The 14,886-nt window shown below is 53.9% G+C and carries 10 protein-coding genes and 3 pseudogenes; 10 read left to right on the top strand and 3 right to left on the bottom strand.

Annotation, left to right across the window (positions count from 1 at the left end):
• The first annotated feature begins 14 nt into the window (after positions 1-14).
• Positions 15-1,652: pseudogene (gene fadK / locus OGX92_RS18970) on the top strand (medium-chain fatty-acid--CoA ligase).
• A 67-nt stretch (positions 1,653-1,719) separates the two neighbouring features.
• Here fadK and ppsA read toward each other — a convergent pair.
• Positions 1,720-4,098: a phosphoenolpyruvate synthase gene (gene ppsA / locus OGX92_RS18965; protein WP_003832604.1), complete on the bottom strand. Its 2,379-nt coding sequence runs from the start codon at positions 4,096-4,098 to the stop codon at positions 1,720-1,722.
• A 328-nt stretch (positions 4,099-4,426) separates the two neighbouring features.
• On the opposite strand from ppsA, the gene ppsR reads away from it, so the two are divergent.
• The 8 genes from ppsR (at position 4,427) to OGX92_RS18925 (ending at position 12,509) form a co-directional block, all read left to right on the top strand.
• Positions 4,427-5,260, top strand: coding sequence for a posphoenolpyruvate synthetase regulatory kinase/phosphorylase PpsR (gene ppsR / locus OGX92_RS18960; protein WP_003030553.1), 834 nt, complete (start codon positions 4,427-4,429; stop codon positions 5,258-5,260).
• Positions 5,261-5,386: 126 nt separating this feature from the next.
• Entirely contained in the window at positions 5,387-6,433 is a 1,047-nt protein-coding gene (gene aroH / locus OGX92_RS18955; protein ID WP_003832600.1) for a 3-deoxy-7-phosphoheptulonate synthase AroH, read from the top strand.
• 169 nt (positions 6,434-6,602) lie between these two features.
• Positions 6,603-6,791 carry a hemin uptake protein HemP gene (gene hemP, locus OGX92_RS18950; protein WP_003832599.1) on the top strand — a complete coding sequence of 63 codons (189 nt, stop codon included), beginning with the start codon at positions 6,603-6,605 and terminating at the stop codon, positions 6,789-6,791.
• A 74-nt stretch (positions 6,792-6,865) separates the two neighbouring features.
• Positions 6,866-8,848 carry a TonB-dependent hemoglobin/transferrin/lactoferrin family receptor gene (locus tag OGX92_RS18945; RefSeq protein ID WP_003832598.1) on the top strand — a complete coding sequence of 661 codons (1,983 nt, stop codon included), beginning with the start codon at positions 6,866-6,868 and terminating at the stop codon, positions 8,846-8,848.
• A gap of 47 nt (positions 8,849-8,895) precedes the next feature.
• Positions 8,896-9,927 carry a hematinate-forming heme oxygenase ChuS gene (chuS, locus tag OGX92_RS18940; protein ID WP_003832597.1) on the top strand — a complete coding sequence of 344 codons (1,032 nt, stop codon included), beginning with the start codon at positions 8,896-8,898 and terminating at the stop codon, positions 9,925-9,927.
• Positions 9,924-10,745, top strand: a complete 822-nt coding sequence (locus OGX92_RS18935) for a heme/hemin ABC transporter substrate-binding protein (protein ID WP_197385032.1) — start codon at positions 9,924-9,926, stop codon at positions 10,743-10,745. Before chuS ends, OGX92_RS18935 begins: the two co-directional genes overlap by 4 nt.
• On the top strand, positions 10,745-11,737 hold the full coding sequence (locus OGX92_RS18930; protein WP_286586959.1) for a FecCD family ABC transporter permease: 993 nt from the start codon (positions 10,745-10,747) through the stop codon (positions 11,735-11,737). The genes OGX92_RS18935 and OGX92_RS18930 overlap by 1 nt, the downstream gene beginning before the upstream one ends.
• Positions 11,730-12,509: a heme ABC transporter ATP-binding protein gene (locus tag OGX92_RS18925; RefSeq protein ID WP_126956219.1), complete on the top strand. Its 780-nt coding sequence runs from the start codon at positions 11,730-11,732 to the stop codon at positions 12,507-12,509. Before OGX92_RS18930 ends, OGX92_RS18925 begins: the two co-directional genes overlap by 8 nt.
• Here OGX92_RS18925 and selO read toward each other — a convergent pair.
• Together selO and OGX92_RS18915 are read right to left on the bottom strand one after the other, a co-directional pair.
• Positions 12,506-13,948, bottom strand: a complete 1,443-nt coding sequence (gene selO, locus OGX92_RS18920; RefSeq protein WP_286586958.1) for a protein adenylyltransferase SelO — start codon at positions 13,946-13,948, stop codon at positions 12,506-12,508. The genes OGX92_RS18925 and selO overlap by 4 nt on opposite strands.
• 61 nt (positions 13,949-14,009) lie before the next feature.
• Positions 14,010-14,537 (bottom strand): annotated as a pseudogene (locus tag OGX92_RS18915) (EAL domain-containing protein); the annotation flags it as partial.
• Positions 14,538-14,591: 54 nt separating this feature from the next.
• Here OGX92_RS18915 and OGX92_RS18910 point away from each other — a divergent pair.
• Positions 14,592-14,886: pseudogene (locus OGX92_RS18910) on the top strand (IS1-like element IS1A family transposase); the annotation flags it as partial.

Raw genomic sequence — 14,886 nt, 5'->3', positions numbered from 1 at the left:
CTGGGAATAACTTCATGAGTATCACACTAACGTTTAACGCCGAACGTCGCGAAGTCTGGCGGCAACAGGGTTTATGGGGAGATGCTTCGCTTGGCGATTACTGGAACCAAACTGCCAGAGCCATGCCAGATAAAATCGCCGTGGTTGATAACCATGGCGCTTCATACACCTATGCTGCACTCGACAGCGCGGCCAGCAGTCTGGCAACCTGGTTTTTAGCCTGCGGTATTCAACCCGGCGATCGCATTGCCTTCCAGTTACCGGGCTGGTGCGAGTTTACGATTATCTACCTGGCCTGCCTGAAAACCGGGGCCGTTTCCGTACCGCTGCTGCCAGCGTGGCGTGAAGCAGAGCTGGTATGGGTGCTGAATAAGTGTAAAGCGAAGATTTTTTTCGCACCGACACTGTTTAAACAGACCCGACCGGTCGATCTGATCCTCCCCTTACAAAACCAGTTGCCGCATCTGCAACAGATCGTTGCCGTGGATAAACTGGCTCCGGCAACTACCTCGCTGGCGCTCAGTCAACTGCTTTTAGCTCCGCCTTTAACCCAGACGATTAATGTTCACGCCGATGAATTGGCGGCGGTGTTGTTTACCTCCGGTACCGAGGGAATGCCAAAAGGCGTAATGCTGACCCACAACAACATCCTTGCCAGCGAGCGTGCCTACTGTGCCCGCCTCAATCTCACCTAGCAGGATGTGTTTTTGATGCCCGCACCACTGGGACATGCTACCGGTTTTCTGCATGGCGTTACCGCACCGTTTTTAATCGGCGCACGCAGCGTATTGTTAGATATTTTCACCCCAACCGCCTGTCTTGATCTGCTGGAGCAACAGCGCTGTACCTGTGTGCTCGGCGCAACACCCTTCGTCTACGACATGTTGTGTAGCATGGAAAAGCGGTCAAGCGATATCTCATCACTACGCTTTTTCTTATGTGGGGGCACAACCATTCCCCAGAAGATTGCCCATGACTGCCAGCAGCTCGGCATAAAATTATTAAGCATTTATGGCTCGACTGAGAGTTCACCACATGCGCTGGTCAATCTCGACGATTCGCTTTCTCGCATGATGAATACGGACGGATATGCCGCTGCAGGCGTTGAAATTAAAGTCGTCGATGAAGCGCGCAATACGTTGCCCGCGGGGGTAGAAGGTGAAGAAGCTTCGCGTGGTCCCAATGTGTTTATGGGCTACCTCGATGAACCCGAACTCACCGCCCGCGCGCTGGATCAAGACGGCTGGTATTACAGCGGCGACTTATGCCGAATGGACGATGCGGGGTACATCAAAATCACCGGGCGGAAAAAAGATATCATTGTCCGTGGTGGAGAAAACATCAGCAGCCGCGAAGTTGAGGATATTTTATTGCAGCATCCTCGCATTCACGATGCTTGTGTTGTCGCGATGCCGGACGAACGCTTAGGTGAAAGGTCGTGTGCTTACGTGGTCCTAAAACCTCCGCATCATTCGTTGTCGCTGGAATCAGTGGTGGCCTTTTTTAGCCGCAAGCGGGTGGCAAAGTACAAATACCCTGAGCACATTGTGATCGTGGATAAATTACCGCGCACGGCGTCCGGTAAAGTACAAAAATACCAGCTTCGTCAGGATATTATTCAGCGTTTGAGCGTGGAGAGTATTACAGTATAAAGCGCCGGATGGCGATGCTAACGCATCTTATCCGGCCTACGTTGAATAGGCCGGATAAGGCATGATATTACTTGTTCAGTTCAGCCAGACTCAGCCAGGTTTGTACGACGGTGTCCGGGTTCAGCGACAGGCTGTCGATCCCCTCTTCCATCAGCCAGGCCGCGAAGTCTTCATGGTCAGATGGACCCTGGCCGCAAATACCCACGTATTTGCCCTGTTTCTTGGCTGCACGAATCGCCATCGACAGCAGTGCTTTCACCGCGTCGTTACGCTCATCAAACAGTTCAGAAACCACACCAGAGTCACGATCCAGACCCAGCGCCAACTGCGTCATGTCGTTTGAGCCGATGGAGAAGCCGTCGAAGTACTCGAGGAACTGCTCGGCCAGCAAGGCGTTAGACGGGATCTCACACATCATGATGATCTTCAGTCCGTTCTCGCCGCGTTTCAGCCCCTGGCGTGCCAGCTCTTCCACCACCGCTTTCGCCTGAGCAACGGTACGTACAAACGGTACCATCACTTCAACGTTAGTCAGGCCCATGTCGTTACGGACACGTTTTACTGCGTCGCATTCCAGCGCAAAGCAGTCGCGGAAGCTATCGGCAACATAACGGCCCGCCCCACGGAAGCCCAGCATCGGGTTCTCTTCATGCGGTTCATAACGCTCACCGCCGACCAGGTTGGCATATTCGTTGGACTTAAAGTCCGACATACGCACGATGACGCGTTTTGGATAAAACGCCGCACCCAGCGTCGCGATCCCTTCCGTCAGACGACCTACGTAGAATTCACGCGGAGAATCGAAACCTTTCATCATGGCGCGGATTTCATTTTGCAGCTCAGGCGTTTGGTCATCAAACTCCAGCAACGCACGCGGGTGCACGCCAATCATACGGTTGATGATAAATTCCAGACGCGCCAGGCCGACGCCTTCGTTTGGCAGACAGGCGAAGTCGAAAGCCCGATCCGGGTTACCGACGTTCATCATCACCTTCAACGGCAGATCCGGCATGGTCTCCACGCTGGAACTCTTCACGCTAAAGTCGAGCATGTCAGCGTAGACATAACCGGTGTCACCTTCGGCACAGGAGACGGTTACCTTCTCACCGTCTTTCATGCGCTCGGTCGCATCACCACAGCCCACCACGGCCGGGATCCCCAGTTCACGGGCAATAATCGCCGCGTGACAGGTACGGCCGCCACGGTTAGTGACAATTGCTGCTGCTTTCTTCATGATCGGTTCCCAGTCCGGGTCGGTCATGTCGGTAACCAGTACGTCACCTGGTTCGATACGGTTCATTTCGCTGATGTCATGAATGACTTTGACCGGACCCGCGCCAATGCGGTGGCCGATGGCGCGACCTTCAGCAATAATTTTACCCTGAGCATGCAGCGTATAACGCTCCATCACCTGGCCGCGAGAACGCACGGTTTCTGGACGCGCCTGAACAATGAACAGCTTGCCGGTATGACCGTCTTTCGCCCATTCGATGTCCATTGGACGACCGTAGTGCTTCTCGATTTGTACCGCCTGCTTCGCCAGTTCCTGCACTTCTTCGTTAGTCAGGGAGAAAATGTCACGTTGTTCCTGCGGGACATCTTCAATGGTCACCTGCTTACCGTGTTCCTGGGTCGGCGCGTAAATCATGCGGATTTTTTTCGAACCCATTGTGCGACGGACGATCGCCGGACGGTTAGCCGCCAGGGTCGGTTTGTGCACGTAGAATTCATCCGGGTTAACGGCGCCCTGCACGACCATTTCGCCCAGACCCCAGGCAGACGTAATAAAGACGACCTGGTCGAAACCGGATTCGGTATCGATGGAGAACATTACGCCTGAGGATGCGAGGTCAGAACGCACCATCCGCTGAACGCCAGCAGAGAGCGCTACGCCACGGTGGTCATAGCCCTGGTGAACACGATAAGAGATCGCGCGGTCGTTAAACAGCGAGGCAAATACGTGTTTGATGGCAACCAGTACGGCATCAAATCCCTGGACGTTGAGGAAGGTTTCCTGCTGACCGGCAAATGACGCATCTGGCATATCTTCTGCGGTAGCGGAAGAACGCACGGCAAAAGAGGCATTGGCATCGTCCGCTGACAGCTGCGCGTAGGCATCGCGGACGGCATTTTCCAGCTCTGGCTGGAAAGGAGTGTCGATAATCCACTGGCGGATCTGCGCCCCGGCTTTCGCAAGCTCGGTGACATCGTCGATATCCGTTTTATCCAGCAGCTCATAAATGCGCTGGTTTACACCGCTCTGGTCCAGAAACTGGTTAAACGCATCGGCGGTCGTTGCAAAACCATTCGGTACGGAAACACCCATACCTGAAAGGTTAGTAATCATTTCACCCAGGGAGGCATTTTTGCCTCCAACTCTGTCTACATCATTCATGCCGAGTTGGTTATACCAAAGCACCAGCGGTGACGAGCCATTGTTGGACATCGAACAATCCTTATATATGAACGAGGTTAGGAAACTCAATTTTGCGTAATTATCTTGGCATATTTACTCCGTCGAAAAAAACGGTGAATCGTTCAAGCAACTTTATTTTTTATTTTTTCAGATTGTTTCCGCATTTGCGCAAACCCGCGAACCACACGGGATCACCACAAAAACGACCGGTATAAACATTTGTTCCGAAAAATGAAATGTACTTTTCAGTAAATATAAAAATACCGTTTCATTTTATAAAATAGATGCAGCAATATTCGCTTCTGGCAAATTTTAATTTATGCTTTCAGAGAATTATATCTGCCCCAGGATGAGCAAAATGGATAATGCTGTTGATCGTCACGTATTTTATATTTCTGATGGTACGGCCATCACCGCCGAGGTATTGGGTCACGCGGTGATGTCGCAATTTCCTGTCACGATCAGCAGTATTACGCTGCCGTTTGTGGAAAATGAGAGTCGTGCGCGCGCGGTTAAAGACCAGATTGACGCGATCTATCAACAAACTGGTGTGCGCCCTTTGGTGTTTTACTCCATCGTCCTGCCGGAAATTCGCTCGATCATTCTGCAAAGCGAAGGATTTTGTCAGGATATCGTGCAGGCGCTGGTTGCCCCACTGCAACACGAGATGAAACTCGACCCTACGCCTATCGCCCATCGCACGCACGGTCTGAATCCCGGTAACCTCAACAAGTACGACGCGCGCATTGCTGCCATTGACTACACCCTCGCCCACGACGACGGTATTTCGTTGCGCAACCTCGATCAGGCGCAGGTGATCCTGCTTGGCGTTTCCCGTTGCGGCAAAACGCCGACCAGTTTGTATCTGGCTATGCAGTTTGGTATTCGTGCCGCCAACTACCCCTTTATTGCCGATGATATGGATAATCTGGTGCTGCCAGCATCCCTTAAGCCGTTGCAGCATAAATTATTCGGCCTGACCATCGACCCTGAGCGCCTGGCAGCCATCCGCGAAGAGCGTCGTGAGAACAGCCGTTATGCCTCGCTGCGTCAGTGCCGTATGGAAGTTGCTGAGGTGGAAGCGCTTTATCGGAAAAACCAGATCCCCTGGCTGAACAGTACCAATTATTCGGTAGAAGAGATTGCTACCAAGATCCTCGATATCATGGGACTGAATCGCCGCATGTACTAGAATGCTAGTGCATTGGTTCGATTTTTTGTTATTATGCTCGCCACCAGGCAGGATGAGTGTGATATTGTGATGTACATCACTTCCCGGTAGTCCTGCCGTTGAAGCAACAAATTTCTGAGACAAGTAATGAACAGAACCGATGAACTCCGTACTGCGCGTATTGACAACCTGGTCACTCCAGCAGAGCTTGCGCAACGGCATCCTGTTTCGTCCTCCGTCGCCCGTCATGTTACGGACTCCCGACGTCGGATAGAAAAAATTTTAAATGGTGAAGACCCCCGTTTACTGGTGATCGTAGGTCCCTGCTCGATTCACGATCTTGATGCTGCGATGGAATACGCGACACGATTACAGGCGCTGCGCACTAAGCACCAGGCGCGTCTGGAAATCGTGATGCGTACCTATTTTGAAAAACCACGCACCGTCGTAGGCTGGAAAGGCCTGATTTCCGACCCGGATTTGAACGGCAGTTATCGTGTAAACCACGGTATTGAACTGGCGCGAAAACTGCTGTTGCAGGTCAACGAACTGGGCGTCCCCACGGCGACTGAATTCCTCGACATGGTGACCGGCCAGTTTATTGCCGATTTAATCAGTTGGGGAGCTATTGGCGCGCGCACCACCGAAAGTCAGATCCATCGTGAAATGGCCTCCGCGCTCTCCTGTCCGGTCGGCTTTAAGAACGGAACGGATGGCAACACGCGCATCGCCGTCGATGCGATTCGCGCCTCCCGCGCCAGTCACATGTTCCTCTCGCCGGATAAAACCGGTCAGATGACCATTTATCAGACCAGCGGTAACCCTTACGGGCATATCATCATGCGTGGCGGTAAAAAGCCGAATTATTATGCTGAAGATATTGCTGCCGCCTGCGATACCCTGCACGAATTTTCTCTGCCTGAGCATCTGGTGGTCGATTTTAGCCACGGTAATTGCCAGAAGCAGCATCGCCGTCAGTTGGAGGTTTGTGATGACGTGTGCCAGCAAATTCGTAACGGTTCAACGGCAATAGCCGGGATCATGGCGGAGAGTTTCCTGCGTGAAGGTACGCAAAAAATCGTTAGCGGCCAGCCGCTGGTTTACGGTCAGTCCATTACCGACCCATGCCTGAACTGGGAAGATACTGAACTGTTGGTTGAAAAACTCGCCTCTGCAGTTGATAGCCGTTTTTAATGCTGTTCGCCGGGCAATATCACTTTGCCCGGCGCTAATCCCTTGTTTTCCCTTGATTGTTGTGCAAAAAACGTTCTCGTCACAATTATTTCACAAAAACGCTTGCCGCAAATTTGCAGTTTGATGATAATGATTATCATTGTTACATTGATTGTTATTTTTAAACACTATGTCACGTATGGATAACACAACGGCAACGCCTGCAAAAGACAAAACACCGCCTTCCGTCGCGCCAAACGACCGACGAATTGACAGTAAAACCCTGCTGGGTAACGAAGGACGCGTGATCATAGAACATGATGGTCAGCACTACCTGCTGCGCCAGACCCAAGCCGGAAAACTCATTCTGACTAAATAAACAACACATTTCGCCAGCCACCCAGGTCATACCCAGGCAGCCAGCGCTTTTCGATTTCCTAATGGAGAGTTGCTATGCCTTACCTGCACACCGCTTCCCTGCGCCCATCGCTGTTGGCGCTGGCGATTGTCAGTAACCTGCCCGCCGTCGCCTATGCGGCGGCCGAGGATATGACCGTTACCGCCACCGGCAATGCCCGTAGCGCCTTTGAAGCACCGATGATGGTCAGTGTCATTGACGCCACCGCCCCAGAAAACCAAACCGCCAGCTCAGCTGCCGACCTGTTACGTAGGGTTCCAGGCCTGACCCTTGACGGTACGGGCCGTACCAACGGCCAGGACGTGAATCTGCGCGGGTACGATCGACGCGGCGTTCTGGTGCTGGTTGACGGCGTTCGCCAGGGAACCGACACCGGACACCTGAACAGTACCTTCCTCGACCCGGCGCTTATCAAACGCATCGAAGTCGTGCGTGGTCCTTCCGCACTACTGTACGGTAGCGGCGCGTTAGGCGGCGTGATCGCCTATGACACTGCAGATGCCAAAGATCTACTGGAAGTCGGGCAAAACAGCGGTTATCGCGTGTTCGGTACCGCGGCGACCGGCGATCACAGTCTCGGCATGGGCGCCAGCACGTATGGCCGTACCGATACGCTGGACGGACTGCTTGCCTGGTCCAGCCGCGATCGCGGTGATTTACGCCAGAGTGACGGTACTACTGCGCCGAATGACGAAGCAATTAACAATATGCTGGCGAAAGGTAGCTGGAAAATTAACAGCGCCCAGACGCTGGCCGGTTCGCTGCGTTACTACAACAATGACGCCCGGGAACCTAAAAACCCGCAGACCAGCACGGCGGATGCCAGCAACCCGATGACCAACCGTTCAACGATCCAGCGTGATGCGCAACTGACCTACTCGCTCGCTCCGGCGGACAATGACTGGCTGAACGCTGACGCCCGTATCTACTGGTCCGAAGCGCGCATTAATGCTCAGAATGCAGATAACACTAGCGAATTTCGCAAGCAAACCACCAAAGGCGGGAAGATCGACAACCGCAGCCGCCTGTTTACCGACTCTTTTGCATCTCACCTGTTGACCTACGGCGGTGAATACTATCGTCAGGAACAACAGCCTGGAGGAGCAACAACTGGCTTCCCGGAGGCAAAGATCGATTTCAGCTCCGGCTGGCTACAGGATGAAATCACCCTGCGCGACCTGCCGATTACGCTGCTGGGCGGTACCCGTTATGACTCTTATCGCGGCAGCAGCGACGGCTATGAAGATGTCGATGCCGACAAATGGTCATCCCGCGCCGGATTAACAGTTGCGCCAACTGACTGGCTGATGCTGTTCGGTTCATACGCTCAGGCTTTCCGTGCCCCGACTATGGGCGAGATGTATAACGATGCGAAACACTTCTCGATTGGTCGTTTTTACACCAACTACTGGGTACCTAACCCTAACCTGCGCCCGGAAACCAACGAAACACAGGAATACGGATTTGGCCTGCGCTTTGACGATCTGCTGATGGCGAGCGACGCGCTCGAATTTAAAGCCAGCTATTTCGACACCAAAGCGAAAGATTACATCTCCACCAGCGTCGATTTCGCCGCTGCGACAACCACGTCCTATAACGTACCCAACGCCAAAATCTGGGGGTGGGACGTGATGGCGAAATATTCCACCGACCTGTTCAGCCTCGACATGGCCTATAACCGCACACGCGGAAAAGATACTGACACAGGTGAATACATTTCCAGCATTAACCCGGATACCGTCACCAGCAAACTGAATGTGCCGGTTGCGCACAGCGGTTTCTCTGTCGGCTGGATAGGGACATTTGCTGACCGTTCCACGCATATCAGCAACAGCTACACTAAACAGCCTGGCTATGCGGTAAACGATTTCTACGTGAGCTATCAGGGCCAACAAGCGCTGAAAGGCATGACCACCACGCTGGTACTGGGCAACGCCTTCGACAAAGAGTACTGGTCGCCGCAAGGCATTCCGCAGGATGGTCGTAATGGCAAAATTTTCGTGAGTTATCAGTGGTAATCACTTTTCCCCGGTTCGCCGGGGCCGCAATCTGGAAGGAAGAGACAATGAATCATTACACACGCTGGCTGGAACTGAAGAAAGAAAATCCTGGCAAATACGCACGTGATATTGCGGGGTTGATGAATATTAGCGAAGCCGAACTGACCTTTGCACGTGTCGGTCACGACGCCTGGCGCTTACGTGGCGAAGTGCGTGAAATTCTCAGCGCACTGGAAACAGTGGGCGAAACCAAATGTATTTGCCGCAATGAATACGCAGTACATGAGCAGGTAGGTGCTTTTACCAATCAGCACCTCAACGGCCATGCTGGGCTGGTTCTCAATCCGCGCGCCCTCGATCTGCGTCTGTTCCTGAATCAGTGGGCCAGCACCTTTCATATCAGCGAAACAACCGCCCATGGTGAGCGTCAGAGCATTCAGTTCTTCGACCATCAGGGAGATGCGCTGCTGAAGGTCTATACCACGCAAAATACCCTCGTTGAGGAATGGGCGGCGTTGCTGACCCGTTTCATCTTTGCAGAAAATCCGCCGCTGGTGCTGCAACCCGCCAACAATTCTGCGCCTGCCGCCGTCACGGTCGATGCACAGACCGTTGATCAAGAGTGGCGAGCGATGACCGATGTCCACCAGTTCTTCGGTCTGCTGAAACGCCATGAACTCACCCGCCAACAGGCATTTAATCTGGTGGGCGACGATCTGGCCTGTAAGGTTTCTAATAGTGCACTGGCGCAGTTACTCGACACCGCGCGTCAGGATGGCAACGAAATTATGGTTTTTGTGGGTAATCGCGGCTGTGTACAGATTTTTACCGGTGTGATTGAAAAACTGGTACCGATGAAAGGCTGGCTGAACATCTTCAACCCAACCTTTACCCTGCATCTGCTGGAAGAGAGCGTGGCCGAAACGTGGGTGACGCGCAAACCGACCGCCGATGGTCACGTCACCAGTCTGGAACTGTTTGCTGCCGACGGTACGCAAATCGCACAACTGTATGGTCAACGTACGGAAGGCGAGCCGGAACAGACGCAATGGCGCACACAGATTGACGCGCTAACGCCAAAAGGACTGGCCGCATGAAAAAACTGCTGGCCCTGATCGCGCTGCTGCCCTTCGCCGCACTTGCTGCACCTGAGGAGCGAGTTGTTGCCCTCGGTGGCGATGTCACCGAGATCGTATACGCACTGGGAGCACAACCCTCCCTTGTGGCGAGAGACAGCACCAGCCAGTGGCCTGCTGCGGCAACCGCGTTACCTGATGTTGGTTATTTGCGCCAGCTCAACGCCGAAGGGATCCTTGCCACACGCCCTACGCTGGTCCTTGCCAGCGCGCAGGCGCAGCCTTCTCTGGTGTTAAAACAGATCGAGCAGAGCAATGTCAGGGTTGTCACGATCCCGGCAAGCAACGATCTTAACGCGATTGATGAAAAAGTTCGGGTTATCGCCGAGGCTACTCATCGGGAGGCCGACGGCGAAACGCTGCGCGCAACGTTACGTCAGGAACTGGCGACGCTCCCGTCATCTGAACTTAATAAACGTGTGCTGTTTATTCTCAATCATGGCGGGATGACAGCGATGGCGGCGGGCCAGCAAACCGGAGCCGATGCGGCGATTCGTGCCGCAGGTCTACGCAACGCGATGCAGGGCGTTAATCGCTATCAGCAGCTGTCACAAGAAGGCGTCATTGCCAGCCAGCCCGATCTGGTAGTGATTTCACAAGAAGGTGTTAAGGCGATGGGTGGCGAGGCAAACCTGTGGGCGCTACCGGGACTTGCGCAAACACCTGCCGGCAGGAATAAACAGGTATTGGAGGTTGACGATATGGCGCTGTTGGGCTTCAGCGTTCGCACGCCACAGGCTATTTTGCAGCTTCGAGCTAAAGCGGAGCAATTGCCCTGATGTCCCGGCGGATCACCTGTTCGTTGTGGATGTTGGCATTGATGCTGGTTGTAATGACGGTTCTGGCTACCGGTTTTGGCGCGTTGCGCCTGCCGGTAAGTCTGCTCTGGCGTGATGGCGATGAGGCACTGCGTCAAATCTGGCTCACGATTCGTCTGCCCCGCGTCCTGCTTGCGCTGGTGATTGGCGGCTCTCTGGCGCTCGCTGGCTGCGTGATGCAGGGGCTGTTTCGCAATCCACTTGCAGACCCTGGATTACTGGGAATAAGCAGTGGTGCCGCCTGCGCTGTGGCCCTGTGGGTGGTGCTGCCTGTCTCCTTGCCCGCGCTGCTGATGTTGTATGCTCCAATGCTGGCCGCTTTTTTCGGCGCGCTGGCGGCAACCGTAGTGATTTTTATCCTTAGCCAACAGCGCGACGGTTCACTCTCACGCCTGCTGCTGGTCGGCATTGCCATTAACGCGCTCTGTGGGGCGGCGGTTGGCGTTTTGTCGTGGGTCAGTAATGATGCGCAACTGCGCCAGCTGTCGCTATGGGGAATGGGAAGTCTGGGGGCCGCGCAGTGGTCCACACTGTTGGCTGTCACTTCACTGACAATCCCGACAGTGCTGATCATCTGGCGAATTGCTCCGGCGCTGAATCTTCTGCAACTGGGTGAGGAAGAGGCGCATTATCTCGGCGTTGATGTGCGTACAATCCAGCGTATTTTGCTGCTTTGTAGCGCACTACTGGTTGCCTCAGCCGTGGCGGTAAGCGGCGTGATTGGCTTTATCGGGTTGGTCATCCCACATTTAATACGTATGTGGCTCGGCTCAGACCATCGGGCCGTTATTCCGGGTTCCGTGCTGGCGGGCGCGTTTTTATTGCTGATTGCCGACACACTGGCCCGTACGGCGGTTGCGCCTGCGGAGATGCCGGTCGGTCTGTTGACCAGTCTTCTCGGCGCACCGTGGTTTTTATGGCTTATTTTTCGTCAGCGAGGAGCGCATGGCTGAACATTTCATCGCTGAAGGGCTTCACTATCACGTAGCTGGCAGACCAGTGATTGACGACGTATCGCTCGCCCTTACAAAAGGTGAACTGGTGGCGCTCATCGGTCCGAACGGTGCGGGGAAATCCACTCTACTGCGACTGCTGACCGGTTTTCTGAAACCGGCTACCGGGCGCTGCGTGCTGTCGGGCAAACCGCTGGAGGAGTGGCCTACCCAGAAGCTGTCACGACACCGGGCGGTGATGCGTCAGCAAACACAGTTGGGGTTTGACTGGCCGGTAGAGGCCGTCATCGCGATGGGGCGCGCGCCCTGGAGCCAACGACCGGAACCTGGGCTTATTGCACAGGTAATGGAGATGACCGGATGTACGCCTCTGGCAGGCCGGCAATACGCCGCGCTTTCCGGCGGCGAGCAACAGCGAGTGCAGTTAGCCCGTGCACTGGCGCAACTCTGGTGCGATGGCGCGCCTCGCGGTTGGTTATTCCTTGATGAACCGACCTCCGCGCTGGATCTTTACCACCAGCAGCATTTGTTGCGCATGCTAAAAACGCTAACCGCTTCGGGTGGGCTGCATGTGTGCATTGTGCTTCACGATCTGAACCTCGCCGCACTGTGGGCAGACAGAATAGTGCTGCTGCACAACGGCAGGCTGGTGTCGCAGGGAACACCGGAAACTGTGTTACAGGCCGATGATCTGAAGCGCTGGTACGGTGCTCAGGTACACGTTGGCCAGCATCCGGCCAACGCCTCCCCGCAGGTATTTCTGGCCCCTTAGCTTGAACAACTCACTTCCAGCCGTTTGCCCCAGTCAGGTGGACGGCTGGCATAGTCATCATCACGATCGGCAAACGGGGTACGCAACGCCTGGTGCAACCGATGCAGTTCGGCGGAATTCCCCTGCTCTGCCTGACTAATCGCCCGTTGCGCCAGCCAGTTACGTAATACCATCGCCGGATTTGCCGCCTTCATCTGTGTTTGTCTGACTGCATCGGCAATATTGTCTTGCTGAAGGCGCGAGCGATACCGCGTGAACCAGTCGTCAAATGCTGCGCGGTCGATAAACTCATCGCGCAACGGAGATTGCGCACTGTGCTGCTCCGTTTCGCTGAGCATGCGAAACGTTCGCGTATAGTCGCTTCTTTCTCGCGCCATCAGGCTAAACAGTTCGCTAAGCAGTTCGTTATCGTCTTTCTGCTCGCTAAAGAAGCCGAGCTTTTGCCGCATCCGCTGACCGTAGCGAGTTAACAGCGCCAGCTGGTAACTGTCCAGCGCATCATTGAGCGCCTCGACCGGGATAAATGGCGACAGGGTTTGCGCCAGACGTTGCAGGTTCCACAACGCGGCGGCCGGTTGATTATCGAAACTGTATCGCCCCTGGTTGTCAGAGTGGTTGCAGATATAATCGGGCACGTAATCATCAAGAAAACCGAATGGACCGTAATCCATCGTCAGACCCAGAATCGACATGTTGTCCGTGTTCATAACACCATGTGCAAAACCTACCGCCTGCCAGTCAGCGATTAACGTCGCAGTACGCGTGACAACATCGTTAAACCACAGCTGATACTTATCGGCTTCTTCCTGCCATTGCGGCCAGTAATGGCGAATCGCAAAGTCAGCCAACTGGCGCACTTTTTCCGGCTCTCGGCGATAGTAAAAATGCTCAAAATGGCCAAACCGCATATGGCTTTGCGCCACGCGAATGAGCATTGCCCCCGCTTCGACCGTTTCGCGATAAACCGGCGTGTCGCTGGTGACAATCGACAATGCCCGCGTGGTCGGTATTCCCAGGTAATGCATCGCTTCACTGACCAGGCTTTCACGAATGGTCGAGCGCAGCACGGCACGCCCATCACCCATGCGGGAATACGGCGTAAGTCCGGCGCCTTTCAGGTGCCAGTCAAACGTTGAACCATCCGCGAGCTGTTGTTCGCCCAGCAGGATCCCACGTCCGTCGCCAAGCTGACCAGCCCAGACGCCGAACTGATGCCCACTATAAACCTGGGCTAAAGGCGACATCCCGGGAAGCAACGATTCGCCTCCCCAAACGCCTGCACCAGTCGGAATATCAAATAGCGCCGCAGGAATTGCTAATTGCTCCGCCAGCGCATCGTTATGCCAGATAAGGCGCGCGTTTTTCAGAGGGGTGGGTGAAAGCGCGGTATAGGTTGCTGGTAGTTCATCACGCCAGCGAGTGGTAAAAGACAGGGTCATAGGGCCTCCTGCCTCTAGTGTAGACTGTTAATAGCCTGTTAAACACCAGCAAATAAAAGGGTTATATCTTAGCGAGCGAAATTATCTGCGCAGGAGGCACCGCAGGCCACAATCCTCCCTGCATGGCACTGAATCCCACAGGCAAGACGCGCTCCAGCATCTCTTGTGTATCAATTCCGCTAATGATTATTGACTCACAGCTGGGCGATAGTTGCGCCAGAATAGCCCGCATAAACGGTTCAAACGAAATATGTGCAATCCTTTGTTGAACAAAGTTTTTATCCAGCACGACGCGTTTGAACAGGCCGTCAAAAATTGCCCGGGTTGATATACCACCAGAACCATAGTTTGTCAGGACTAATGGAAATCGCGCAGCAAGTGCGGCCAATATTGGATTATCTTTACCTTTGTTTAACTCCGGATAGCTTTCATTAATAGTCAGCTCCAGAAATGAAAATCGTTCAACTTGTGAAGCAAGTTCAGTATCTGATAATAAAGTATTAGCAACTGCTGGCGTTAAATTAATCCAGGCGGATACTTTTCGCTGAATAAAGAAATGTTGGCACGTTTCGATTAATTCTAGTTTTTGGTGATGCTGCCAACTTACTGATTTAGTGTATGATGGTGTTTTTGAGGTGCTCCAGTGGCTTCTGTTTCTATCAGCTGTCCCTCCTGTTCAGCTACTGACGGGGTGGTGCGTAACGGCAAAAGCACTGCCGGACATCAGCGCTATCTCTGCTCTCACTGCCGTAAAACATGGCAACTGCAGTTCACTTACACCGCTTCTCAACCCGGTACGCACCAGAAAATCATTGATATGGCCATGAATGGCGTTGGATGCCGGGCAACTGCCCGCATTATGGGCGTTGGCCTCAACACGATTTTACGTCACTTAAAAAACTCAGGCCGCAGTCGGTAACCTCGCGCATACAGCCGGG

The sequence above is a fragment of the Citrobacter sp. Cpo089 genome, from assembly GCF_030332695.1.
Lineage (GTDB): Bacteria > Pseudomonadota > Gammaproteobacteria > Enterobacterales > Enterobacteriaceae > Citrobacter > Citrobacter portucalensis.
Note: the sequence above shows the minus strand (reverse complement) of the source record. Positions and strands in the feature narration are given on the sequence as shown.